Origin of the sequence: Microbulbifer variabilis ATCC 700307 (assembly GCF_000380565.1) — a bacterium.
GTDB lineage: Bacteria > Pseudomonadota > Gammaproteobacteria > Pseudomonadales > Cellvibrionaceae > Microbulbifer > Microbulbifer variabilis.
Window position 1 is genome coordinate 398,353 of record NZ_AQYJ01000029.1, and the last position, 25,784, is coordinate 424,136.

Consider the following 25,784-nt stretch of genomic DNA (forward strand, 5'->3'; position numbering starts at 1 on the left):
GGCACGCTGTGAATACATCCCTGTGCGCTCGTAATCGGTATTCATGTTTTAAACGCTTCCTGTTTTTTCACTCTGCTTTTTTAGTAAGAAACAAGCCCACTAATTTCACTCTTAGATCTACTCGTTATCCAGTTTTTTTGCGAGTTTATGGCCTTCATCGGAGTCCCCAAGTTTCCAATAGCTGGAGATATAAATATGGGTTTTGGGGATTTCTTTTTCCTGCTTAAAGAATTTCCGTAACTGACGCATGCTATTAAATTCGCAAGCGGCCCAGACGGCGGCTTGACCTTGGGGCCAAGGCAGTGCCTGAATTTTAGGTAGGAGCATCTCACCGGTGGGGAGGGGATTTACCACCCAGTGCAGTTGCAGGTTTTTTGGGTGTTTGAGTAGCTGAATATCAGATTCGCTTTGGACCTCTATCACCGCATATCCACTGGCCTCATCAGGTAATTGGGCCAGGTTAACGCTGATAGCGGGTAGGGCGGTCATATCTCCGACAAGCAGAAACCAGTCGGCCTCAAGGTTAACCAGCTTCTTAGGGCCTGGTCCTCCTATCTGAATACAGTCTCCAGGTTGTGCATTGGCCGCCCAATTTGAGGCCGGTCCTTGATTTTCATGCAAAGCGAAGTCGATATCGATTTCTGTCTGCCGTTGGTGCCTGATGGTATAGCTTCTCATTAGCGGGCGTTTACCTTCGCCCTTAGGGAAAACCAGTTTTACATAGGCACTTTCCTGGTCACTGGGAAAGGATTCAAACCCATCGCCGCCCAGAGTGATACGTAACATATGTTTTGAGATTTTTGTGGAGCGCAAAACGACCAGCTCTCGTGTGCGTTTTTCAGCCATAGTATTTAGGCTCCTTAATCTGAAGTAGAGTGTTCGGTCAGGTTCTCGATCATAACGCTGGCGATATGGGCAAAAGTTTTTAGTTCTTTTTCGCTCAGGTTGTGGGTCATTGCAGCGATAACTTCTGTTTCCAGGTTATTCACTTTTTCAAGAATTTTTTTTCCTGCTGCTGTGGGGGTAAGGAATTGACTACGGCGATCATCGGGGTTATCGGTTTTATTGATGAGTGCGGAATGAACCAACTCATTGAGTACCCGTGTAATTTGGGCCTTGTCCTGATTCATTCGCAGAGCGATTGACCGCGCGGTACTCTGCGGATATTTGCCTATTCCCTTGAGCACGCGAATATGATTTACCGGGAGGTCAATTTCTTGCTCCTGAATACGGGCTCGCAGCTGTCTTTTGTAGGCGTGGATCAGCTGGTGCAGGATTTCATTGGCTGGGTAGCTCACAGTGATACCGCATTAGATTGATTGACTTTGTCAACTTTATTTTAAATGGTTGATAGTGTCAACTAATCTGAATGGCATCGCGTTAGAGTCGAGAGAGGATTTTCCGTAGAAGGCAAAATTAGGGGGTGAAGTTCGCAGCAAGCCCGAGCCTTAGGGAGTAATATTTGCAAACTTAAAATCGGATAAAGGGGAGGGGGAACCCCTCCCCAGTAACAGTAGGAATCGCGTTTACCAGGTTAAGCTGATATCGGTTCCATCAAACTTTACGTCTGAGTCGTACACATATTTCAATGTGCCTTTCCAGAAGGAGCCGTGCCATTCCCAGTCGGCATCGTAGCTGACTTCATTAATCACCTTTTGGCTAAAGGCTTCAAAGCTACCGTAGCGCTCCTGGCTACCCATGATCACTACCCAGGTTTGTTCGTTCCAGTCGCAGGTAACGGTATTGGAGTCACCATTGCCACAAGGATAACGCACAGCGATATAGCCGTCGTCTTCCTTGCCGAACTTCCAGTTGCCGCTGCGCTTTTCCTCTTCAAACCCTTCCGGCCACTGCAGGGCTACGTTGGAGCCGCCGGAGTGGAACAGCTCAATTTCCGGGTAGGGGTTGTATTGTATTACGGCGACATTGTTTACCTGCTTAATCTTGGGCAGGTGGTCGTTTTGCATGGTGCTATTGCCATCGCCAACCTTCGCCCAGACTGATTGGGTGCCGGTGGTGGCGATCCAGGGGGTCTGCTGGTAGCCCTGACGACCACCCCAGTAGTTCTGAATGGAGTGCATCATCACACCACCATCCTTATACATGGAGAAGTTGGCACCGGAGAGCACCGAGCTGCGGCTGAAAACAGCTCCGGCCTTAGCGGCAGCGGGGGCAGCCGCTTCTGAAAGACCCAGGAATTGGTCAAAGGCCTTTAGCCCTTCATACCCTTCAAGCTGATATCTACTGGCGAACCAGGCGGTATCAGCGGCTACGTCGGGGTGGAAGTAGGCTCCCTGGCTCCAGTAGAAGGGCACACGTTCTTCGCGGGGGAAGTCGGCATAGAGACTGTTTCTGGCATCGCCGAGAGAGTGGCCTACCGAGTAATTCATATTCAGGTTTTTACCGAAATACTCAAAGACCTCATCGGTGATCTCCAGGCCAGAGGTAGCCAGCATTACACCTGCGGGGCTTGGTGTTCTTACTGACTCTTTGCCCAGGCCCGTTAACAGGTAGATGATGCGGTTGATGTTACCGCCGGAACCGTTCCTGCGATAGCCATCGTTACTGCGGCCTGCGGCTGAAAAAAGGATGCCCTGGTCGTTAGTGACCAGCAAGATGTCCTGTAGCAAGCGTTGCGCAGCTCCTGTGGCCAGCTCGCGAATTTCTGCATCTTCAGAGAAATCGACGAGGTTAAGTAGCGCCGATAAGGTGTAGGGGTAATAGACCGGGGAGTAAAACTCGTAGAAACCGTACTGGTTTTTGACTTCCAGGTAGCGCTTTAGGCGCTTATAAGTTCTGTCATCTGCAAAGGCACCGTACTTTTCCTGCAAAAGGTACTGGGCAGAGGTGTACATGATCATGTGGTTTTCAGAGGCAAAGACATGATCCCCAGTGCCGCCCTCCTTAAACCAGAAATGGTATCCATCCAGGGCGGCAAATAGTTCGTCTTTAATTTCCGGGCGGAAAAACAGAATGCGGATCAGCCTGGTGAGGGTGAAATCTGAATTTTTTTGTCCGCCATTGCGCAAGACATCCAGGTTTTTGTTCAGTGCCTCCCAGTTGAGCTCATCGCCAGTGTATGCCTGCAGGACTACAGCGGTATCATTGGTGGAAGAAACCCCCTCTTCAATATATTGCAGTTGCCTATTTTGATAGGCGCTCTCATCAAAAGACTGCGCACTTGCAGAATGTATCGCCAATCCTAATAAAATCGGGTACAGCATTCCTACTACTGGTACTTTCATCAGTACTTGTTCCTATTTAGATTTTGATTTTTGGCGTTAAACACCATAAATGTACCACTTATGTATTACAGGAATTTATTGGACTAAACGATAGGTATTTTCTGTCGGCTTGGGTTGCGATTTCGACCACTTAGGCTCTTGGTTCTCACTTTTTAAAAATTTTCGTGGTCAGTTTTTTGGTCGTCTTAATTATTTATTTTTTATGTCATGCAGATGAATTTATTTAGCTGCTAATTGGTACAAAGTGGTATTCAAGATAAATTTGTTTTCTCAGGTAAGATAATGAGCAACCTTTTATTCGCTACGGTTTTAATTGTCAGTTTAGGTCTGAGATGAACAGCTTCGGGAAGGGAATGATTAGTTTAATAATCACTTCTTATTGGCGCCAGTTTAGTTTGTAATTGCTGTGCCAACCGATTTGGCATTTGGTGAGAAGTGCTCAGGTTTATAAGGTGGCAAAGCCTGGGGGATTAAAAATTTGCTATTTTGAGAAGAATGTTTTTACAAATGGCGATGTTCGCTTTCATGCATTCGAGAATAAAAAATGAAAAAATTACTAATCTTTTTTGCGGCTGGTTGTTTGGGCGCAGTAGCCAATAGTGTTGTGGTATGGCTGTTTGGGGACTTTGGAATAACCCCATCTCTTGGTGTGTCTATTACCCCATCTTTATCCGCTGAATGGCTCTATCCCAGGGTAGTTTGGGGGGGTATTTGGGGGCTTTTTTTTATTCTTCCCTTCTTGTCATCGAAGTTGTTGTTAAAAGGCAGCATCCTGAGCTTGCTCCCCACTGCGTTCCAGCTTTTTGTGGTTTTTCCTGTAATGGCTGGAAAAGGTATGGCTGGGCTTGAATTGGGTGCACTTACCCCGGTTTTTGTATTGTTTTTTAATTGGATATGGGGAGTTGTTACAGCGCTCACAATAAAATGGGCTCAATCATAAAGCCGCTATATCTGGTTGCTGGGCTTAATTGACAAGTATTCTTTTAGCTGCGCCAAGGCCGCGACTGGTTGTCGTAGAGGGTCCATTAATCCAGTGATCAATAATCTGATGGGCAAAATCACGCCTCTGTGGCCCACTGTTGCCCTTGGTGAGTTCTCCTAGAACCCAGTGATTGTGTGCGATCCAGGTATCCCTGGCGACTGGGCGAATGCTCTGGTCTGCCTCACAAAATAGCGGTAGGGATATGGTCAGGTCACTGGTTTGGCGCAGGGTCTTTGAAGAGATACCTGGGTTTCCAAGTGTATTCCACCAGCGCCGGGCCGTATCCGGGTCGTGGCCAAATTTTTGCTTAAAAGATTTTGTAAATGGGCTGAGAAACGGCCAGCTACTGCCTTCCAAAATACGTTCAACTATCTCTTTAGTGCTTGCCCGATCACCAAAGTTCTCCGGGTCATAAAGTACGCGGTCTTTAGCGGCGGCATGGATAGGGCTGGTGGCGTCGGCGGTAACTATCGTTTCTGTAGGCAGGGCTGCTGCGGCAATGGGCAGCAAAGATGGAGCGCCAAGGCCCAGGCAGTGAAATCTTTGCAAACGCGTGTTGCGGTCTTGGTAGCCATCTGCAATACCTTTAAGTACTTGTGCCAGGCGCACGTAACGCCGTGGGACCGGACGAGTCAATTTGAAGGATGCCGTACCACTAACGTAAAAATCCGTTGCATTAAGGTCACCGCAAATACCCGCGAGCCCCATAGCTGCGGATGTTACTCCAGCTTCTGCGGCGAGTTGTCCGGCGTCGCGGGCCGTGTTGTAGTCCATCGCACTCAGTACCGCATATATCGCAAGCCCCTGGCAGAGCGGGTTTTCCGCTACTTTTTGCCAGAGCCTTAAGCTGCGACGGTTGCGTGAGGCAATGCGCTCCACTGTCCAGCCTGTGATCTCCCGTTCCAGGTCCAAGGCCACCAGGCAGGTGCTGGCGAAGTCTTCCTGGGCGATAAGGTCGGTGGGATTCATCAGCAGCTGACGTTCAATCAGCTGGAGGGTATCGATAGACTCGGATCGTCCAGTGCAGTCGGCAAGTACGGATTCTGCCAGTGCATCGGCTTTTTTGCGTAGGCTTGGCGGGACCTCGCGACCGCGGGGGAGATGGCCGAGCTGTCGGCGTAGAGTTTTGACCTCGCGGGTGATTTCCCTGGCTTTTTCAGAGAACTTCGCAATGACAGAATCGATTAACTGCTTTGTGCCGTTATCGGCAAAGAGTGGCAGGCCCCTGTTGCGCACCTCAACAGCCAGCCGCAGGTTTGGGTTTGTAATACGATGGGCTGATAGCAAGTAGCCATCGGCTGAAATGAGATGACTGGCGAAGGCATCCAGAGTTTGACGGCGTAAGTTGGCAATAAAGTGCATTGAAGCAACTACCTGAGCGGTGCTCCCCCATGGAGCGCATGTGAGCAGGATTTCCACTCATCAAGCAGTCCATGCATGTCTTCCAGTTCCACTTCGAGTTCCAGCGCAACCTGCTCAAAGATATCCCACGCGGCAAAAACATCGGGGTGAGTTTCGATACACTCGGCCACGGCATGATCCATTGGCTCGATAGGCATATCCATCTCATCTTTTTGATGCAGGTTGGGAAGGCTGGGAATGGCCGTCTCGAGACATTCAGCGCGCACAGACTCTTTGGCGGCGTGCCACTCGGCCTTTGCCAACTGCGCCATCGCCAGTAGTACCTCTAATTCCAGCAATTTGATTTCAACACTTTCCTGTTCCGACAAGCAGCCGTCATCCGGTGGCATGGTGCTTCTCCTGTTAACGTATCAGAGGGGTAAAGAGCAGCTCTGCAGCGCCCTGGGAAGTTTCATCGCTACTATCAGGGCTTTGAACTCCAAGGGACCAATAGAGATTTGCATTGCTTCGCCATGGCTGGAACCAACGGCTTGCCAGCCTCATAAATGCGATGTCAAAGCTGTTTTCGCCGATATCGGCAAGTGCGAGAGCGTCTACCTCTACACCAGGTCTCCCGCTTAACAGGCTTGAGCTTTTTCTGAATATGCCGCTGAGCCTACAAAAGGCCCCTTTGGTAACGCCGGCATGCGGTAAGTGAGAGAAGCGCACCACGGCATTTGCCTCGGCATCGCTGGAGGGGTCATGCAACTTAATGTGGCTTAATAGCATGCCGCCTTCCTGAGGAGGAGAGGTGACATTTTTTACGAAACCACGAACTTCAATAAACTCTCCGTCCAAGTGGTTACTGAGTTTGGCCAGCTCCACATTCTTACCATTGGGAAGTGCGGTACTAAACGACATTGAGGCAATACCCTTCTGCAGTTCCTTAATATCTTTTGGTATTTCCAAACCGCTCGTACTCGCGGCAAGTCTGTAGCAGGCCACATGGCTGGCAATGGCCTTGCGAGTAAGAAAGTGGGCATCAACGGCGATATCCCCAACCCGCTCAGCCAAGCCGCCGCTACCTCTCCCCAAGAGTTCTTGGATGACGTTATGCATAGCCGCCTGCGCTCCTATGAGTGCGGGCAAGTTCCGTTCTATTTCCCCTGCGAATAACAAGGAAATGTTTGTGATATTTTCCGGGTTGCCTATCAATACTGCGCTGTAAATCTGCTTTTGCCACCCCTCTATAAAATCTGTAAATTCCCTGGTGATGGCTTTAACTTCGCCTATGTCATCCGTTGAGAACCCAGGTTTATGCCCTCCTGTCGACACAGCGTTATTAAATTGTGCATGCACTAAAGCCAACAGGCCGCGACACAGGCACATCATTACCGCATCGGCACCACTTTCCAGGCCTGGGTTCAGGGGTTTATCTGTATTGGGCAGGTAAGCGTTCAGGAGGCTGATATTTTCCGTGTCGCCACTTGCCAGGCCTTCCATTGATGCCTGAATATCGGCCCTTATTCCTATGTCGGCCAACCTTGTACGCAATCGCTCCACAATACTGTTGGGGACTTCCGAGCCCACCATTTCTTCGGCTTTTGCCAAGAGTCTATCCAGGCGGCTATCGATATCCATTTGTTGAAGGCCATCTTCAAGGTTGGTCGCAAATTGGTCCCTGCTTTCACTGATAGCAATACCTCGTAATACGTATAGGAACTCCAGACCCATTCGATGATCGATTTGATTTAGTTCGGAAGCATTATCTGCGCGGCTTTGTAAATTGCGAAACTCTGCATATCCAAGCCCCAGGCATAGGCGAGCTTGCTGCTCAAGCTGGTTCCAAGAGAAAGTAAGAAGTGTTTTTTGAACAGCTATTGCTTCCCGAAATAATCTTTGGAGAGCGGGATTTTGAACCTTGTAAGCTGGCAGTAAATTAAACTGAGATCTTAGCAGGGATAAATAAGTCTTGCTGGGGTGCACATTGGGCTGTGGCATCCAGGTCTCCTTACGTCACAAGCGGGGTTAGTTTCTCAGTCAAGAGAAGTAATAATAGTTAATCGTAAGGTTTCTGCCTCAAGCGTTCATCGCTTGAATAGTTTTCTTTTGAGCGCTTTTAAATCAAGGTGAACAATCGCTTAGCTATTACCTGTTGATAATAAACCTTGCTAAAGATCTGTTTTTGCGCCTTTGATGAACCATTGCCGTTCTAGCTTTTTAAGGGGGGTTTTGATTAACCATTTTATTAGGCAGGCGTTAATAGAGATGCCGAATACGGAAGTAATTTATTGCGATCTAAAAGCGCTTTGACTGTTCTGGCCTCTGCACCATCAGTTGACATAAGCAGAGTATCGGCACTCTGCTTAATTAGTTTGACCACAACGGTAAAGCAATAGTTAAAGATTAAAAAACAACAACTCAGGCGCCTGGAGAGTAAATTGAGAATAAGTCGGCTGATATCTTTCTTCCAGCCAGTATAAAAAATAACCACATATATTTGCTTGGTAATTGCACTATTTGTATAAACTTTAATAAGCTTGTTTTAGCTTGAACCTGAAGGCACCTTCTCTTCGATAGTTTCAATCGGCATCCAACCTAAGTACTGGTGCGCATTTTCGTAATGGTCCATTCCTACTTCCCAGGCAATAAGGGTGGCGCCCTCTGACTCTGTGGCAACTTTCCAAATTACCCTGACTAACCCACGATTTGTGGCATTTTCCGCTGTAGGAAGACAGTCTTGACAGCTAATCCATTGAGGTAACTTACTGTTCTGGCTGGGTTTACCAGCAAGGGAGATTTGGTTACTCAAAAGAAAGTTCCTCACCAAACAAATTTGAATTGTAAATAGTCTTATTGTTGCTTATTGAGGTGCCAATAAAGGTATCGATATACCCGCGGTATTGTTCACCTGACGGCAATCATAGCATATTTAATAATGAGACTTACTGGTCAAGTATAGGCCTGCGCAGCAATAATTTGGCTTCAAATGTGAACTGGTTAAATGAATTTTTTTATTTAGCGGGGTGTCTATTAACCTTCAGCCCATAAAAGTAGTTTTTTCTTTTAATTTTTCACAACCCTCAGGCCGGCCTGATTCTTATTGTTGCGTAGATTTAGGGTTGCCTGTGAGGCTATGAGATCATGTGATTATACTAACACTGTTTAATATTTTGGTGAGTTTCATAAGGGCTATATTGTATTTTTTGGCAATTGTATAGACCAAAATATGTTCTTTATTAAGAGTGCTGGCAGGTTCTGTAATAGTTAATAGAGAGTTTGCTATTAAAATTGTTGCGTATCTTGGGAATTCCTTACTCTAAAAGATCAGTAACTACCGCATGATAGGTGCTAATAATTTTGGCCCATGCTGATGTTATAGTATTTCAAGGGTTTCTTTTTCGGAAATTGGTTGGGGTTTAATTAGATCTTGTCATCGGGTCAGAAGGGGCACGATCTCTTGAAAAAAAACCGATACTTTACCAATATGAATATCTCGGATAAATTTTTTAGTCGCGGCAATTATTGGTGCTGAAAGATTTAAACACTGAATTCTATGCGGGGATTTCTCAGAAAAATCCTAGGCACCTAGTGTTTGATAGAAAGTAAAAGCGGAGACTTACAATGCTCTCCCGAAAGACCAGTATATATGATCTCCGTATCGCCCTAATGGGCGATAAACTTTTTTAAACTGCATATAGACCAGCTGATTCTCAGCGATTTCTATTTGTCACTATCCGTTTCTTTTTGATCCGCAGATAAATTTCTTCGCGGTGAACGGAAATGGATTTGGGAGCATCCACTCCTACCTTTACCTGATCACCCTTTACTTCAAATACTGTGATCGAGACTTTTGTTCCAATTCTGATATTTTCGCCAATTCGGCGGGTTAAAATTAACATGGTCATTTCCTATTGAACTTAAACCATAGGCAGGCTTTCCATGGTGGAAAGGCTTAAAAGTAATGTGTGAAGGAAATGCGGGGTGGTGCACGAGAACGGTAGGCGCAGAAGAAGAAAAGGCGGGCGCAACGCTCCCAGAGCCTGGGGAATCGCTCCAAGCTACTGAATGTTCTCCACTTTATTGAAGACGAGTGGGTTTCTAGCGTATTATCCATTCAGCCATTTTGATAGTTGCGTTATCAATTTGGTCAGCTGGCCCCAGGTGTTGACGCACCTTGGGTCAGCGCCTTTTACTTACTCTTACATCACGCTAGCGTTCTCCTTTGAAGGGTGGGGTTTCTAGGAAAATCTTAAGGCTTCTGACTCTCTGAGGCTTTTTAGATTATTGCCCACAGAGGTTTGCTAAATAAGCGCCTAAATCCTGATAAATATCCACCAATTCTACGCAGCTTTGACACTAAAACAAACTTAATAAAATCCAATAAGATTATTTTCGTGCCTATATTTGCCTGTTTATACTTGGATGTATTTTTATTCTTGATTGATTTAGGTGGCTTTCCGTACCGGTTCTCATCTTATAAATTGAATAATCCCTCCGCTTTTCCAGGTGCTCACTGATTGGTGAGATGAAATTCAGGGAAAAGTGTTCGGAGAAGTTATGGAGAAGTAGGTGGAGCCTTCAGGGCAGTCCGATAACTGCTTATTGTAGGCTTATCCCCGGTTTACTTTGGGTTTATTGTTTCTGGTGGGGTTAGCCTTTTTGGGGGTGTCCCGGCGTAGACAGGTGTGTGAGGAGTAGAAGGCCGTTTATAAATTCAGGAATAGGGTGGTTTATTTTTTAATTTGGACTGAAATAGAGCTTGATGTATTTTTTTATAGACAGTGAGTGGGCAGGAATAAAAGGGAAGGGATAGGTGGCCAGTGGCACTTACTTTCCCTCCTCAACAAATATGTAGAAGCGTTACTCTTCGTAACGGATTTCAGTGATATAGTAAGTCTGCCATTCTTCTCCTTGACGAATTTCTATCTCATCGTCGAGCTTTCGCCCCAGTAGGCTGCGTGCAACTGGGGAGTCCATTGAGATCAGGCCTGCTTTCACATCAAACTCATCTGGGCCGACGATTCGATAGCTAACAGCTTCGCCGTCCTCATCCTCAAGCGTCACCCAGGCCCCAAAAAATACTTTTTCTTTATCTTCTGGTACCCGATCTACTACGGTGATTTCCTCCAGGCGTTTAGTGAGAAAGCGCACGCGGCTGTCGATTTCACGCAGTCGTTTCTTGCCATAGATATAATCTGCGTTTTCGGAGCGGTCCCCTAACTTGGCTGCGTCACTGACAGCCTGGGTGACCCTGGGCCGTTCTTCCTCCCAGAGGTGTTTTACTTCGGCGCGCATTCGCTGCGCGCCCTCTGCGGTGATATAGCGGGAGCCGCGCGGACGCGGCGGTCTCCATCTTCCCATAGGTTTACTGGATGCCTCTTAACTGTAGGGATACGCTGTTAAAGGTTTTCAATGGTGATTCCTGGGCCGGCTTCTGCTAACGGGAACTTGAATATACGACTATAGAACTCGAGTTCGCCTTCAAGTGCCATCTTGATGCTGTCGCCACTCCTGAATCCGTGTCCTTCATTGGTGAAGGTGATATAAGAAACGGGAATGCCACGCTCTTTGAGGGCTTTTACCATGGTTTCTGCCTGGTTGGGCGGTACTACCTTATCTTCCATTCCCTGAAAGAAGATTACCGGGCAGCTTAGCTGCTCCACATGATTGATGGGAGAGCGCTCATAATAAATATGCTCGGCAGATGGCCAGGGGCCCACCAGTTTATCCAGGTAGCGGGATTCAAATTTGTGTGTGTCTTTGGCAAGGCTGCTCAATTCACCGATGCCATAATGGCTGGCGCCGGCCTTAAAGGTGTCGTGATAGGTGAGTGCGGCGAGTACTGTATAACCGCCAGCACTGCCGCCTTTAATTAACAGCCGTTCAGGATCTGCCAGACCTCGGTCAACCAGGTACTCGGCACCTGCACAGACGTCCTCGACATCATAAATTCCCCATTTATCGGTGAGGCGATCTCGATATTCACGCCCATATCCTGTGCTGCCGGAATAGTTTACATCCAGAATGGCAAAGCCGCGGCTGGTCCAATATTGCACTTTTAAGTTGAGGCCTGCTGAAGTGGCACCTGTGGGGCCGCCATGGCTAAATACAATCAGTGGGGGCTTATCGCCTTCGGGGGCTGAGTAGCTGGGGTTGTGTGGAGGATAGTAAAAGCCATGGACGTCGCGGTCGTTTACCGTAAAGGTAATTGCCTGGGCGTTGGAGAAGAGATTGGTTGGTAAGGTACGGCTGTTACTGCTAGCTATAGGTTCTAAAGTGCGCATAGCCGAGTCAAAAGTGACAACCGCTGGAAAACTGTCGGTGCCAGCGGCAATCATAATGGCTTTTCCATCTTCACAGTGCAGGCTTTCAATATCGCAATAGGGCTGTTCGATAGTGTGGTGCTCACCGGTGCGGGTATTCAGGGTGGCCAGATACCAGCGGCCGTTCTCTGTGTAAGTACACAGAATTTCTTCCTCGCTGATAAAACCGTAGGTAGACATGCCGAATACCCATTGGGGTGTGGCGAATTCTGCATTTTTTTCCCACAGGGGAGTTTCTTGCCCCAGCTGGTACAGGTTCCACCAGTTGTTGCGGTCAGAAACATAAACCAGCTCCCCCTGTGGGGACCATTGCGGTTGAAATATGGATTCGTTCTGCCCGCCGGCCACTTGCGTGACTCCGGTAACTACCCCTTGTGTATTCAAGTCGGCAAGGCACAGTTCGGTGGCATCCCAGGGGAGGTTGGGGTGATGCCAGCGCAGGAAGCTCAGCTTGCTGCCGTCGGCATTCAGGGTCGGGTTTGAATAAAAATCAGCACCTTCCTGTAATACTTCGGGAGTTGTATCCAGTGGTTTTTGCAGGTCGATCGCAATGATACGAGCACGCGCTTCAGCGCCTTGCTCGTGGCCGCTGTCGTCTTCCTCGATACAGATCAGGCGGTTTCTTTTTTTATCCAGAATTAAGTCTGCGTAGCGCGAGCTATTTTCTGGAGTAATGGCTTCGGGCAGGGTGCTGTCGAGTTTCATGCGGTAGATACGCTGGTCTTCCGCTAACACAAAGTAGAGCGTATCCCTACTCACCAGGTAGCTGCCGCCACCGTATTCGTGGGCTTTGGAGCGCACACTCACAGGGGCGGGAGTGAGGTCCTTGCGGCCATCTTTTGGGCAGTATTGCACCAGGACATTGCGGCCTTTCTCTAATGGTCGCGACTCCAGCCAGTAATAGCGCCCATCTACCAGAGTGGCTTCCCCTAGGCGCACACTGCCCTCTACAAGAAGTTCAGCGCTGATTGCAGATTTCCAGCTGCCATAGGGGGCGGTAATTGTCATGGGGACCTCGCTCATTGGTTAGTTATTTCCTTATTTGGTTTCTTGCATTCTGCCGGCCCTGTAAAGAGGGCACAAGGTGCCTTTCTAAGGGCAGATGCCTGTGATAGGCTGCAATAACCAAGCAAGCGCTTGGTGTGATCAATAACAATGATCAACTGATTTTTAGGGATACTGCCTTGAAGATCTTGTACCTGGTGACGGTGCAGATACTTCGAGAAAGGCAATCAATGGATTTTGAATAGATCCTTCGACTTGCCAGGTTGACCGCGGCCCAAATAAAGATAATTCAGGAGAGCCTGCGATGTCTGATGAAGTTGTAATTACTTGCGCCCTGACAGGGGTGCTCACCAACCCCCAGCAGCACCCGGTTCCGGTTACCCCAAAGGAAATGGCAATCTCTGCGCGGGAAGCCTTTGATGCCGGTGCTTCGGTTATGCATGTACATTTTCGTGCCCAGGAGCCGGGTAAGGGGCATCTGCCCAGCTGGGACCCGCAAGTGGCATTGGAAATAGCCGATGCGATTCGCGAAAAGTGTCCCGGTGTTATTTTAAATTTTTCCACTGGCACTATAGGCAGGGACCAGCGAGGCCCATTGGAGTGTGTACGCGCCGGCAAACCGGAAATTGCTGCCTGTAATGCTGGCAGCCTGAATTATCTGAAGGCGCGCTCTAATGGCACCTGGGCCTGGCCGCCCATGGTTTTTGATAACCCGGTAGACAAGGTGGAGGAGCTACTGGAAGTTTGCCGTGAGACAGGTACCCGGCCAGAGTTTGAGTGTTTTGATCTCGGTATTGTGCGCTCGGTGGGCATGTATGCAGATGTAGGTATGGTGGATAAGCCCAATTACAATCTGGTGATGGGGGTGGCTTCGGGAATGCCCGCAGACCCGGAACTGCTGGAGCTTATGCCGAAATATATGAAGCCAAATAGCCTGTGGCAGAGTACGGTGATCGGGCGTGAGGAAATCTGGCCCGTGCATCGCAAAACAGCGGAGCTGGGCGGGAACCTGCGCTCAGGGGTGGAAGATACCTTTTACCTGCCTGGAGGGGAGCGTACTAGCGGTAATGGCCAGCTGATTGAGGCGCTGGCTGTTATTGCGGAGGAGCGTGGCCGTAAAGTGGTATCTCCAGAGCGAGCGCGGGAAATTTTCTGTTAAGACCTTCCTATTTATGGTGATGCCGTGGCGGATGAATTTTATGCTGCGGCAGGCCCTTCCTCTTTATTCCTTTGACTCCTGCTGAAAATCAATCTGCCTGGGGACTGCTAGGCTTATTACCAGCCTGGGTGTCGCCGGTACCATGGGTGAATAAAAAGTAAGCCGTCAAAGGGAGTGGTGGATGCAAGCGCTTCTGGACCAATTAATCAGGGTGATTGACTGGGCCAACCTGTTTCTATGGGGGGGAGTTGCCGGCATTTGGTGGTTGGGAATTTTGATCATGGCCTTATTGCCGGCCGGCCTCTACTTTTCCATTCGTACCCGCTTTATCCAGTTCAGGCACTTTGGCCATATGGTGAAGGTTATGGTGCGCGGTATCCATAAAGAGCATCCCGGTTCAATTTCTGCTTTTCAGGCATTTGCCACCAGTGCTGCGGCCCGTATTGGTACCGGGAGCCTTGCGGGCGTTGCGGTTGCCATTACTGCTGGGGGGCCGGGTGCCGTATTCTGGATGTGGATGGTGGGCTGGCTGGGGATGGCGACCAGTATGGTTGAAAATACCCTTGCTCAGGTTTACAAGGAAAAAGGGGAGCAGCCGGGAACGTTCCGCGGTGGGCCTGCGTACTACATCGAAAAGGGGCTCGGGCCAAACTGGAGGTGGTTATCAGTCACCTTTTCTATATTCCTGTTGATGTGTTACGGCTTTATTTTCAACTCAGTGCAGTCAAATGCCATGGCCCAGGCAATCAACGATGCCTGGGGAATTAACCCGCTGTTAGTGGGGTTTGTGGTGGCCTTGGTTGCGGCGATTATTGTGTTTGGTGGTATACGCTCTATCGCAAGCTTTGCGGGAATTGTAGTGCCCTTTATGGCGATCGCCTATCTGTTGGTGGCTCTGGCAATCTTGATCGTCAATATTGCCGAGTTACCAAAAGTACTCGCCACTATTTTGAAAAGTGCTTTCGGACTGACTGAGGCTGGCGCAGGTGTACTGGGGGCAGTGGTTTCCAATGGTATTAAGCGCGGATTATTTGCCAATGAGGCCGGGTTGGGGTCTTCGCCAAATGTTGGTGCTGCCGCCGATGTAAAGCATCCATTGGTGCAGGGTTATGTGCAAATGGCTTCGGTATTCCTGGATACCATTGTGATTTGTAGCTGTACGGCGGCGATTATTCTGGTTGCCGATGTTTATATGGTGGGGAATGTCGAAGGAGTAAAGCTGGCCCAGGACTCGTTAGCTAGTGAGGTGGGCTCCTGGGGAAGCGGATTTATTGCCTTTGCGCTGCTGTTCTTTGCGTTCACTTCGATTATTGGTAATTACTATTATGGTGAAACCAATATTTTTTATCTTTACCACACGCGCACCTCTATATTCTGTTATCGCATTGTTTTCCTGATATTTATCCTCTTTGGTGCCTGGGTTTCTTTCAGCGGCAGTGCCGAGAATTTTACCTTGCTTTGGCGCATGGCTGATGTGTCAATGGGATTTATGGCTTCGACAAATATCCTGGCTATTATTTTGCTTTCAGGCATTGCATTCAAAGTTCTAGCGGACTATGAAGAGCAATTAAATCGAGGAATTAAGGAGCCAGTTTTTGATGCCAGCAAGTATGATATTAAAGGGATTGACCATGAGGTGTGGGATAGAAAATAAGAGTTTACATTATTAGCATCTGTAAAAGATTTATATCCAGTAGAAATGATAATAACCACAAAAAATAAAGTAATTAATTTTGCTCAATATCATTGATAGTTCTTACTGGATAAGCAAAACCCTATTCCAATATTTCTAAATTCTATTTTAGTGAGTGGAAAGAGGGGCTATCTATTGAAAGTCCCTCCATTTTATTGGGATGTTAGACAATTTCGTATTTAAATGTATAAGGAGCGAGCTGTTCAGAGAGATGGTTCTGGAGATTTGAATTTCCCTGAGTGGAGACCCTGGTAATAGTTCCAAGTGTTTTATCCTGCTCTACTTTTACTTCAGTATCAGCAGTGACAATATCTGTATCCTGATTGAGCTGCCTGATAATACCCTCAACACATAAGCGTATTTCTTCCATCTCTAGTGCAGGTTTGAATATCTTGCCAACTGCTGTAGTGGGGAGCGCTGTGCGCAGTACAATTTTCTTTGGAATAGCTGCGCGTTCAGTAATGTTCTCCCTGGCGTAACTGGTAATTTCATCCAGTAGGGTTTGGGCAGAGGAATTCATTACAATCTCATTCTCTTGGGTTGTGAGAGAATCGGCGGCATCATCGGATAACATGACATAGGCGACGGGGATTTCTCCCGCATAAGCATCAGGAGTACCTACCGCTGCCGCCATGGCAACAGATGGGTGCTGGCAAAGGATTTCTTCGATCAGCCTGGGTTCAATATTATGCCCGCCGCGCACAATTAATTCCTTCTTGCGGCCGGTGAGCCAAAAGTACCCATCTTCATCCTGCCTGCCCAGGTCTCCGGTATTTAACCAGCGGCGCCCCTGGTCATCGTGGACCCAAATCCCTCTGTTGTGCTCAGGATTAAGATACCCATTAAATACATTGTCACCGTAAATAATCAGGCTCCCGATTTCATTTGTCCGGCTGTAACGGGTGAAATTCCCTTGTTCATCCAGCTGCGCACTTTGCATCATTTGCTGCGGTAAACGTAGCCCTATAGAACCCACCTTTTTGGTTCCATATGGGGGAGTGATGCTGCTGGCACAGGTGCCCTCCGTTAAGCCATACCCCTCGACAATCTGTACACCAGTTATTCGCTCAAAAGCATTAAATACTTCTACGGGCATAGGGGCTGCACCGCACAGGGCCATCTGCAGGGAGGATATATCGCATTGGTTTACTGGCTGTTGGAGTAGGGCGGAATAAACTGTAGGTACAGCGCTAAAACTGTTCACTCGATATAGCTCGATGATCCTCCAAAAATTGGTAAACACACCTTCTCCCCTGTAGCCTTGGGGAGTCATTAATACAACTTCACAGCCATTGATAAAGGCTGCAAGTCCAGTCACTATTGCTGCATTTACATGAAACAACGGCAGTCCGCAAAGAATCACCTTTCCTGGATTCATAATATCGCCTGCGACAAGGCTAATACTTTTCGCGTTGGCTAATTCATTACCGTGGGTATGTGTTGCAATTTTGGGTAAGCCTGTTGTACCTCCGGTACAAAAAAGGGAGGCAATATCATCACTATTAATGCTGCGTTTGAAATTCAAACGGTTGGAATTCTGTTTTTTTATGGCCGCTTGAAATTGTATTCGTTGTTTTCCCTCCAGCGACTGCAATTGTCTGCGGTATTGATATTGTATGATTTTAGCTGCAAAACCTTTAAACCCGCGGGCGTGATAGGCGGGATCTACATGGAGAATGCTTTTAACTCCCGGCAGGTCGGTCAAAATACTCTCAATTTTTTCGAAAAGATCGGTGCCGGGGAAAGGGCTCAGGGTGACAATTGCTTTTGCTTGGCTATGCTGCAACAGCTCTTTTATCTGTTTGGCTTCCAGCAAGGGATTGATTGCCAATACTCTGGCTGATGCTTCTGCCCCCCATAAAACATAGTGTGTTTCGGGCAGGTTTGGCAGTATGTAGGCTACGGTATCGGTTTCTTCAATACCAATACTTCTAAATAAGTTAGCTGTTTGAATGATGCGCTCGGCCAGCACTTGATAGCTGATTTTTACCGGTTTTTCATAATCATGCCCAGTGAGAAAGAAAGAAACTGCAGTTTGCTGAGAGTAGCGTTCACAGGATGCCATTAATGCATCAAAGGTGTTGCCAGTAAACTTTTCCGAGATCTCTTTAAGGTGAGTAAAATCATAGCCTTCTGGTTGCTTGTCTGTTCCAAGGTAGGCTTCCAGAGCCTCGATGTCTTTCAAGGTTGAGGTGGACATAGTATGACTCCCTGTCTGCGGGCTAGCGCCTGGCAGCATTGTGTTATTCATTATTCTAGGGTGTGTGAAAGTCAGCTCAGACCTAGCCCAGTTGTCGGGCAAGCCACTCTTGCTCTTGCCCGGGCTCCGGCATCACAGCGCCTCCCTCGATAACCCAGCTTGCGGGAACATCAATAAGGTCTACCGAGCAGCGAGAGCGGGGGCAGCACAAAATCTGGGAAGCTGAGTTAACAAAGGCACTGGCCAACTCTGACTTGATTTTATCGCTACGGCCTGAGCGAATGGAACCCAGGATATGGACAATGTTTCTTGAGCGCAGGTGAACGCCTCGGCTGAATACAACTTGTACGAATTGTGCAGGTGCGCCGGTAATGGAGCAGTGCGCTTCGGTAATTGCGGATACCAATGCCTGTTGATCAGAGTCCAATAGTGGCCGTTTAGTGGAAATTGTGTATAGGGGCATTTTTATCTCCTATAAGTTGATGTGTGTTTTGAATTGCCCCGAGGCGCTTTTGGATTTCACTAAGCGTATTAGTGTCTTGCCAATAAATGCTATTTGCCTTAGCGGAGACATGCGCTTGCGATTTGTGCTTAGGAATTCTTTGCTGAGCGAATGGTCCGGGGCTGTAATGACGACCTCGTATGTATCTCTTCCTGTTACTGAACACCACTGGTCAAGCAGCCTGTATAAAAATGAGTGCCGTAAAGTATTGGTAGTTCCATCGGGTAGGGGGGCCATAAAGGTGGCCGCTGACGATTGCTTACCCTCCATAAATGCCTGATTAACTGGCACTTCCATCCATACAACCCTGGGTGCTACACGTGGGTTCATATGATCCTGATAAGCCAGATTAATGGTGAACTCCAGCTTCTGTTTTTCGTGGTTAGTTAAGGTCCCCTCGATAAAAGAGCACAAAACAATAGGTTTGAATCGCATTATCTGTCCATTAGGTTGCATTATGGAACTTATTAAGCTCCAATAAGTTCTAAAATGCAACTAATTTGTTAATAGTGAAAGCGTATCAAGCAATAACTTTTAGTTATATCTGAGCCTATTGAGAGGTTCGGGAGAGTTTTGTAATGAAACTTCCTATGAGACTATGGCGCCCTGGGCTACTACAGGACTGTTATGAGAGAGAAGAAACCCGCTGTTCAATGTGCGATCGAAGAGGCGCTTTCTGTAATTGGGGATCGCTGGAGTCTGCTTATTGTTCGCGACGTACTGAGAGGGGTGAACCGGTTTGACTCACTGCAGGAGAGCCTGCAAATTTCCAGAAATATTCTTACCCAAAGATTAAATACCCTGGAAGAAGCTGGCATTCTGGTTAAGATCCCAATCAAACCCGGAGCGCGCCGCATGCTCTATAACGCAACCCCGAAGTGCTTTGCGCTGGTTCCTACTTTGGTTTCTCTGATCGACTGGAGTGCCCGCTGGTCTGAAAAGCCAGATACACGGTGGGCCCGTGTCATTGATAAAAGGACTGGGGAGCCTGTGACAGTGGATTTGGTTGGAAATGATGGTGAGCCGGTTTCCCTGTTGGACTTGGACTTAACGTACTAGGGGCTGTTCTCGCCAGGTCGGTTGCGGGTAACCTGATTGAACTGGTTGATAATTGCCACTGCTTCTACTGCATAGCATGGGGTTACAAGATTGCTATCTGCCGGGAGACGTGTACCCGGCAGGAAAGATTATTTAGAGGGAAGGCTTGTTTATTGCCAAATAGAAAATTAAAGCGGCCTGCACTACTGCCAGAACAATCGCAATAATACGGGTACGCTGCGTAGAAGACTGCTTTAAAGCAAAAAAACCGGCGATTATATAACCAAATACCAAGGCTATTTTCACTGCAAGCCAATGGTAAATGGCCGGATTCCAGCTGCCGATAACTACCAGCGCGATAGCTGCACTTAGCAGAACAGTGTCATTCACATGGGGTATCCAGCGCAATGGAGTTTGCCGCCATGCAGTATTTCTGCTGAAATCCAGGCTGGTACGTAGTAGAAAGAGAGTAATACTCAGAACTGCGGCAAAAACATGGGTATGTTTTATCAGGGTATAACTAACCATCGATAAGGCTACTTCATTTTCCCGAGAGTAATGTCCGGAAGTTGTAAATTGGAACGTGCTTGTTGAAAGAGCACACGCTAGTGATGGCAGATGGTAACGAGTAAACAGGTGACCCTGCAACTGGGTTAAGGTAGTAAGCAAGCCCCGATTATAGGGAAATTCGATACAGGGTAGCGATACGAAACGCTTGCTCTGTTTAATACGAGGCACTTTTCGGGCCAAAGGAGGTACTGACTATTATGGGATATGAGTCGTAGTAGTCCAGGCTTGGCCTGACAGAACATCTTTTGAAAAACCGGTAACTGTCAGCTCAGGTATGAACTACTACATTTAAGGTATCCTAGTCTAAGAAAACCTTAATAACTGAAAAGTCAGAACTATTCTCTGCTAGATCAATGGCTTTGATATAGTAATCAATTTCAGAAATACCTTCGGGGATATTTTCATCAATAAACTCGGGTTTCCAGGTTCGACCTACGTAACCATTTAAATTTGGAAGCTGCCTATATATTGCATAATGGCCGATTCCATAATCATCCTGTGAATTCTCCCATTTAAAGTGTACAGCGCCGTTCAAAATTTCATAAGTGATGCCTGTTACATCAGAAGGCGGGGTAATGTCATCACTTTTATTACAAAGCTTTTCATATCGACCTAATCCATCGTGGCATTGATCAGGTTTGTCTTGAATTTGGCCGCTTGACAAAAACTCACTGCTCTTGCCTCCAACACACAAATTTTCATGGCATTGGTTGGTATCAAAATTTGCCCTGCATTTAGAGCATAATCCTAAATAGCCCTCATTAAATGGTTTTTTAGATGCATCCCTTTCTGGCCAGTATGTGCACACAACCTGTATGGCGCCATCTTCATAGTTTGGGTTCCCAGTACCAGCTATTCCGGTATTGCAGTTGGCGACAGCGCAACCGATATATCGAGTTTCATTATTACAAACTTGAGCCCAATGACCACAATGTTCACCATAACAAGCATTGGTTTCCCAATCATAACTAGTATTTTCGTAATACCAATCAAACACTGCACCTTTCCAGGTTGAAATGTCGTAGTTGGAAGCAGGAGGGTTGTGTGTAAAGAGAGCAATATTTTCTGTGGCATATTTTCCACCTGCCAAACTCTCACTATTGTAGGAGGTTAAATGTCTAACAGAGTCATAGGCATCTCGAATACCTTGAGGCCCCCCGTAATGACCATTGTAACAACTGAGCGCTCGTTGTTTGGCCATTTCTTCAAGCGCAGGGTCCCAAAAAACTTTGATCATGTCTGAGGCTGACTCTGGTCCGTTCATTCCGCTACCTTCTCCACTGGCACACTTAGAGCGGTAGTCATTATGTGCATCCAGTAAAGCCTGTTTTTCTAACTGTGATAACTCATGAATGTAGTTATCGTCTCTCGGGTCAGGCTCTGGTTCTGGTTCTGGTTCTGGTTCTGGTTCTGGTTCTGGTTCTGGTTCCGGTTCTGGCTGTGGTTCTGGGTTAGTAGGGTTGTCTAAATCAGGAGTGGACTCACCACCCCCACCTCCACCTCCACAGGCAGCAAGAAGCACACAAGCTAGTAAAAGGGGAGTGATCTTCTTTATGTTGAGTGAAATCGAAAATATTTTGGTTGAAATTTTCACAGGAATATCCATCCATACCACCCTTGGCGTTACAGGCTTAATTAAAAGGCCTTGGTAAATTCGATATATGATTTGCTTCTGCGTATTTTTTTGAGGTCATGTAGAGACCCCTCTGTGGAAGAGCACAAAACAGTGGGTTTGGATCGCATCATCTGTCTCATGGGTTGCATTTTGGAACTAATTTAATGATTATAAGTTCCAGAATGCAACTAAAGTTATTGAAAGTGGAAGGTATATCACAATAATTTTTTGGTTTTATATGGACCAATCGGGGAGACACAGGAAAGTTTTGTAGTGAAACTTCCTCTGAGGCTATGGCGCCCTGGGTTATCACAGGACTGTTACGAGAGAGAAGAAATCCGCTTTTCAATGTGTGATTGAAGAGGCGCTTTCTGTAATTGGGGATCGCTGGAGCCTGCTTATTGTTTGCGATGCATTAAGAGGAGTAAATCGGTTTGATTCATTGCAAGAGACCCTGCAAGGTTCCAGAAATATTCTTACCCAAAGATGAAATACCCTGGAAGAAGCTGACATTCTGGTTAAGATCCCAATCAAACCTGGAGCGCACCACCTGCTCTATATAACGCAACCCAGAAATGCTTTGCGCTGGTTCCTACTTTGGTTTTTCTGATCGACTGGAGTGAAAGGCCAAATACACAGTGGTCCATTGTAATTGGTGAAAGGATGGGGGAGCCTGTGACAGTGGATTTGGCTGGAAAAGATGGTAAGCCGGTTACCCTGTTGGATCAGGACTTAAAGTGCTGGGGCCGTTACAGCCAGGTCGGTTGCGGTTAATCTGGTAGAACCCTATATTGTATTCAGACCTAAGGCTGCTATTAAGGGAGCTAAACTAAGGGAGCTAAACTAAGGGAGCTAAACTATTTCTGTACGGTACTTCACGAATTGAAACAGCAAATTCGGTCCATTCATAAGTGAAGAAACAGCTGTAACTTTGTTTTCCTTTGCATCAATTGTTGGTGTCCAGGAATTCTAGAACCTCCTCCATCCATGTCTCCACATATACCGGCGCCATGGCATGCCCCATACCATCCACCCACAGCGTTTTTACATTTGGAATACGCGCAGCATATTTCTTGGCATGAGCGATATTCAAGAGTGGATCTTTATCGCCATGGATAACAAGTGCAGGGACTTCCAGTTTTTCAAGACGCTGCAATCGCGAACCCGAGAGAGAGATAGCAGTGGCCTGTTGAGTTGGTAGTTGGGGGTCAAATCCCTTCCTGTGACGTAACTCGTAAAGAGTGGTGCGAGTGATATGCTCTACGTCAAAGCCCCCCTGTCCCTGGAGAAAGTGATAGGTGCTGGCCATGAGCCTTACCATGCCTTCCTCTGAGCCACTTAGCCCGTAGCGCAGGAATAACCGAAGCACACTGTATTTAAATGCGTGCTCCACGGGGAGTTCGGGATCATTTACGTAGCCTGAAGACATAATTGAACTGAGGCTTCTCAGGCGGGCAGGGTGATGCAGAGCCATTTCCTGGGCAATCATTCCGCCCATAGAGGCCCCCATCACATGGGCCTGCTGAATTCCCAGGGTATTCATAACCTCAATATTATCCTGCATCATGTCGCTGAGATCATAAGCGGTCTCTTTACTCCAGTTATGAACGCGGCTGGAAGCACCGCAACCACGGTTGTCTGTGAGTAACACTTGGTAGCCCGCGGCGAGCAGGGGTTCATAGACTTTGGGTGGCCAATATAATGAAGAGGAGCCCAGTCCATTGATTAATAGAACAGTCCCACGGACAGGTTGTTCCGCAGGGGCTTTGAGTTGATACCAGATATTGATGTCCCCGGAGCGTACGAAGCCGCTGTCGTCTGACGCCAGAGGGGGCAGTGGTTGGTTTAGGGTTCGTTGCAGGCGTTGCTCTATAGCTTCGGGAAGCGGGGGAACAGTAATGACCCAAACGACGCAGGAGAGGCCTAAAAGTAATAACAGTGTGCCCACTGTTAAAGCGGTTTTTTTGATCAACGTAATCCTCCTGAGAGCACCTATCCTGTGCTGCTGTAAAGATAAATTACAAGGAGTATTGGTTGCTAGCTTCGCATAAGTAAGTCGCCGGTGTCACTCAATCCTTACGACATTTGTCATTTATTTTTTCAACGACAGGACAGCGAATGGACTGCTAGCACTATTTAGCTCTGTGCTATTGGCAATATCATCGCACTTTTAGTGGGTTTGTTTAAGTTTGTACCGCACTGGTGCCCGCTAGACTGGCAACATCCTAATAAATCAGGTCAATTAGATCTGAGCCATCATAGCCTGGTAGCCTTGAGGGTGGGGCCTGGATAAAAGGTTAGTTACCTGAGTGTGATCCATTTGCAGAGGTCCAAAGATATTTTCGTTCAAATATTCTACAAAGGATTTCTTGGTAACCTGTTCGATAACAGCAGATTGGATATCGTGTCCACTATTGCTGAAATTCAAGGTGGGATGGGCTTTAGCAGTACTTTTACTGAGTCAGTATGTCCCAATGAATCATTATTTTATCTCACCTATTGAAAATTGTGAGGCTAATTCTCTATTCAATAAGTTCTCGTTTTACATTTCGGCAATAATTTAGAGGTATGGGGTTGATAGGCAAATATTAACCTTTTTAATGTGAACAATGTTTATGCACTCTCTGGGATTCCAATTATGTAGAGTAGCTCTAGCTTTCTCTTATTCACAGTCTCGATATCCTTGAACAATTGGCATTAGTAAGTAGACTGCCAACAGGCTTGGTGATAGCCATCACCCTGAACCACCAGAGAAAATATCAGTAAAAAGAGGATACGGCGACATGCTGAAAGCGGAATATCGTGAACGTGGCCCAGTGCCACAGGATGTAATTGAAGCTGTTTCATTTGATGTGCCCGAATTAGAGGATGGCCAGGTTCTGTTGGAAATGCTGGCTGCGCCAATCAACCCCTCTGATGTCCTCACTTTAACTGGGCAATATGGCATGCTGCCGCCGTTACCGGCTATTGGCGGCAACGAGGGTATTGCGAAAGTGATTAAGCAAGGACCTAATGTGAGTGGCCCTGCAATTGGCCAGACTGTTCTTCTGCCGGTGGGAAGTGGTACCTGGGCTACGCATATGGTTGCAGATGCCAAAGGACTAATCCCCCTACCCAATGATGTAGATCCTGTGCAGCTATCCATGATCACCATCAACCCACCTACTGCTTATCTTTTGTTGAGCGAGTTTGTTGACCTCAAAGAAGGGGACTGGGTGATCCAGAACGCCGCCAATTCTGGTGTAGGGTCTTATTTCACCTCATTGGCGAAGCTCCGGGGCCTTAAAGTAGTGAATGTTGTACGCCGGGCCTCCCTGGTGGAGCCATTACTTGCTGCGGGCGCAGATGTGGTATTGGTAGACGGCGAGGTTGATGGAAAGAGCCTTGCGCAAAGAGTGGAAGCTGCCACCGATGGGGCCAAGATCCAGTTGGGAATTGATGCTGTTGGCGGGATGGCGACCGCCCGCCTGGGTGAGGCGCTTTGTGAAGGTGCTACGTTGGTGAACTATGGTGCTCTCAGTGGTGAGCCTTGCCTGCTGGCTCCAGGCATTATTATATTCAAAGATATCACCGTACGGGGCTTCTGGCTGGCCAAGTGGTTTGCTACCGCCTCTCCGGAGCGACAGAAAGAAGTGTTTGGAACTATTACTGGGCTAGTGGCAGAAGGAAAATTATCCGCTCCTGTCCATGAGACCTATCCAGTCAAGGATATCAAAGAGGCCGTAAGAGTTGCGGCGGCGGGAGAACGCAATGGTAAGGTGCTCTTAGTGGGGGAGAATCTACCCAATTAAATTTTAATAAGAGACCAGCGTGAGTCTGCAGATCACAAACGCCACAGAGTTCTTGTGGCGTTTATTTACGAGATGATTTTTTTTGTTTAAGAGACATACTTATCTAGAACAGCTTTACGATGAATGTAAGACGTCCGGCTGTATACATTTAAGGCTTCTTGGCCGTTAGAGGACTCTTATCGCATGGCCCTTTAGCCTTGGCAATATTGCCCATTTTGCTTACCCTTACCCTTGCGTCACAATTCCTTGAGCTGAATAAGTTTATCGATTGTTGAATAATGGGCACCTGATTAGACGACAGGTACCCGGAAAGTTGT

At 47.4% G+C, this 25,784-nt stretch carries 22 protein-coding genes; 6 read left to right on the top strand and 16 right to left on the bottom strand.

Features of this window, described 5'->3' with window-relative positions; translation table 11 throughout:
* Window positions 1-117 precede the first annotated feature (117 nt).
* The 3 genes from G367_RS0120540 to G367_RS0120550 form a co-directional block, all read right to left on the bottom strand.
* Window positions 118-846: a siderophore-interacting protein gene (locus tag G367_RS0120540; protein ID WP_020415048.1), complete on the bottom strand. Its 729-nt coding sequence runs from the start codon at window positions 844-846 to the stop codon at window positions 118-120.
* 14 nt (window positions 847-860) lie between these two features.
* On the bottom strand, window positions 861-1,298 hold the full coding sequence (locus G367_RS0120545; RefSeq protein ID WP_020415049.1) for a MarR family winged helix-turn-helix transcriptional regulator: 438 nt from the start codon (window positions 1,296-1,298) through the stop codon (window positions 861-863).
* 228 nt (window positions 1,299-1,526) lie between these two features.
* On the bottom strand, window positions 1,527-3,245 hold the full coding sequence (locus tag G367_RS0120550) for a hypothetical protein (protein WP_020415050.1): 1,719 nt from the start codon (window positions 3,243-3,245) through the stop codon (window positions 1,527-1,529).
* Window positions 3,246-3,789: 544 nt separating this feature from the next.
* On the opposite strand from G367_RS0120550, the gene G367_RS0120555 reads away from it, so the two are divergent.
* Window positions 3,790-4,185: a hypothetical protein gene (locus G367_RS0120555; RefSeq protein WP_020415051.1), complete on the top strand. Its 396-nt coding sequence runs from the start codon at window positions 3,790-3,792 to the stop codon at window positions 4,183-4,185.
* A gap of 24 nt (window positions 4,186-4,209) precedes the next feature.
* Here G367_RS0120555 and G367_RS0120560 read toward each other — a convergent pair whose 3' ends face one another.
* The 7 genes from G367_RS0120560 to G367_RS0120595 all read right to left on the bottom strand — a co-directional run bounded on the left by G367_RS0120560 (window position 4,210) and on the right by G367_RS0120595 (window position 12,917).
* Window positions 4,210-5,589 (bottom strand): hypothetical protein, encoded by a 1,380-nt coding sequence (locus G367_RS0120560; protein WP_020415052.1) that lies wholly within the window; start codon window positions 5,587-5,589, stop codon window positions 4,210-4,212.
* An 8-nt stretch (window positions 5,590-5,597) separates the two neighbouring features.
* On the bottom strand, window positions 5,598-5,978 hold the full coding sequence (locus tag G367_RS0120565; RefSeq protein ID WP_020415053.1) for a hypothetical protein: 381 nt from the start codon (window positions 5,976-5,978) through the stop codon (window positions 5,598-5,600).
* Window positions 5,979-5,991: 13 nt separating this feature from the next.
* A complete protein-coding gene (locus G367_RS0120570; RefSeq protein ID WP_020415054.1) occupies window positions 5,992-7,569 on the bottom strand; it encodes a hypothetical protein in 1,578 nt (525 codons plus the stop codon).
* 544 nt (window positions 7,570-8,113) lie between these two features.
* Entirely contained in the window at window positions 8,114-8,380 is a 267-nt protein-coding gene (locus tag G367_RS0120580; protein ID WP_020415056.1) for a hypothetical protein, read from the bottom strand.
* 901 nt (window positions 8,381-9,281) lie between these two features.
* A complete protein-coding gene (gene csrA, locus G367_RS0120585; RefSeq protein ID WP_020415057.1) occupies window positions 9,282-9,470 on the bottom strand; it encodes a carbon storage regulator CsrA in 189 nt (62 codons plus the stop codon).
* A gap of 961 nt (window positions 9,471-10,431) precedes the next feature.
* Window positions 10,432-10,932, bottom strand: a complete 501-nt coding sequence (gene greB, locus G367_RS0120590; protein ID WP_020415058.1) for a transcription elongation factor GreB — start codon at window positions 10,930-10,932, stop codon at window positions 10,432-10,434.
* 38 nt (window positions 10,933-10,970) lie between these two features.
* Entirely contained in the window at window positions 10,971-12,917 is a 1,947-nt protein-coding gene (locus G367_RS0120595) for a S9 family peptidase (protein ID WP_020415059.1), read from the bottom strand.
* Between the two features lie 286 nt (window positions 12,918-13,203).
* Between G367_RS0120595 and G367_RS0120600 the strand changes: the two genes are divergently transcribed.
* Window positions 13,204-14,058, top strand: a complete 855-nt coding sequence (locus G367_RS0120600; protein ID WP_020415060.1) for a beta-keto acid cleavage family enzyme — start codon at window positions 13,204-13,206, stop codon at window positions 14,056-14,058.
* A 181-nt stretch (window positions 14,059-14,239) separates the two neighbouring features.
* Window positions 14,240-15,712 carry an alanine/glycine:cation symporter family protein gene (locus G367_RS0120605; RefSeq protein WP_020415061.1) on the top strand — a complete coding sequence of 491 codons (1,473 nt, stop codon included), beginning with the start codon at window positions 14,240-14,242 and terminating at the stop codon, window positions 15,710-15,712.
* 202 nt (window positions 15,713-15,914) lie between these two features.
* On the opposite strand, the gene G367_RS24525 is transcribed toward G367_RS0120605, so the two are convergent.
* Complete coding sequence (locus G367_RS24525; RefSeq protein ID WP_020415062.1) at window positions 15,915-17,951, bottom strand: acyl-CoA synthetase; 2,037 nt, start codon at window positions 17,949-17,951, stop codon at window positions 15,915-15,917.
* Window positions 17,952-18,033: 82 nt separating this feature from the next.
* Window positions 18,034-18,414, bottom strand: coding sequence for a tautomerase family protein (locus G367_RS0120615; protein WP_020415063.1), 381 nt, complete (start codon window positions 18,412-18,414; stop codon window positions 18,034-18,036).
* A gap of 666 nt (window positions 18,415-19,080) precedes the next feature.
* Between G367_RS0120615 and G367_RS24530 the strand changes: the two genes are divergently transcribed.
* The gene (locus tag G367_RS24530) at window positions 19,081-19,512 is read left to right on the top strand and encodes a winged helix-turn-helix transcriptional regulator (protein WP_020415065.1); all 432 of its coding nucleotides are present in this window, start codon (window positions 19,081-19,083) and stop codon (window positions 19,510-19,512) included.
* Between the two features lie 132 nt (window positions 19,513-19,644).
* Here the strand turns inward: G367_RS24530 and G367_RS0120630 are convergent, their stop codons facing one another.
* Window positions 19,645-20,019, bottom strand: coding sequence for a SirB2 family protein (locus G367_RS0120630; RefSeq protein WP_020415066.1), 375 nt, complete (start codon window positions 20,017-20,019; stop codon window positions 19,645-19,647).
* Between the two features lie 340 nt (window positions 20,020-20,359).
* Window positions 20,360-21,667: a CAP domain-containing protein gene (locus G367_RS26675; protein ID WP_020415067.1), complete on the bottom strand. Its 1,308-nt coding sequence runs from the start codon at window positions 21,665-21,667 to the stop codon at window positions 20,360-20,362.
* Between the two features lie 361 nt (window positions 21,668-22,028).
* On the opposite strand from G367_RS26675, the gene G367_RS27180 reads away from it, so the two are divergent.
* Window positions 22,029-22,166, top strand: coding sequence for a winged helix-turn-helix transcriptional regulator (locus G367_RS27180; protein WP_169337142.1), 138 nt, complete (start codon window positions 22,029-22,031; stop codon window positions 22,164-22,166).
* A 456-nt stretch (window positions 22,167-22,622) separates the two neighbouring features.
* On the opposite strand, the gene G367_RS0120645 is transcribed toward G367_RS27180, so the two are convergent.
* A complete protein-coding gene (locus G367_RS0120645; protein WP_020415069.1) occupies window positions 22,623-23,648 on the bottom strand; it encodes an alpha/beta fold hydrolase in 1,026 nt (341 codons plus the stop codon).
* A 270-nt stretch (window positions 23,649-23,918) separates the two neighbouring features.
* Window positions 23,919-24,104: a serine hydrolase gene (locus G367_RS27185; RefSeq protein ID WP_157533699.1), complete on the bottom strand. Its 186-nt coding sequence runs from the start codon at window positions 24,102-24,104 to the stop codon at window positions 23,919-23,921.
* Window positions 24,105-24,459: 355 nt separating this feature from the next.
* Between G367_RS27185 and G367_RS0120655 the strand changes: the two genes are divergently transcribed.
* Entirely contained in the window at window positions 24,460-25,467 is a 1,008-nt protein-coding gene (locus G367_RS0120655) for a zinc-dependent alcohol dehydrogenase family protein (RefSeq protein ID WP_020415071.1), read from the top strand.
* Window positions 25,468-25,784 lie beyond the last annotated feature (317 nt).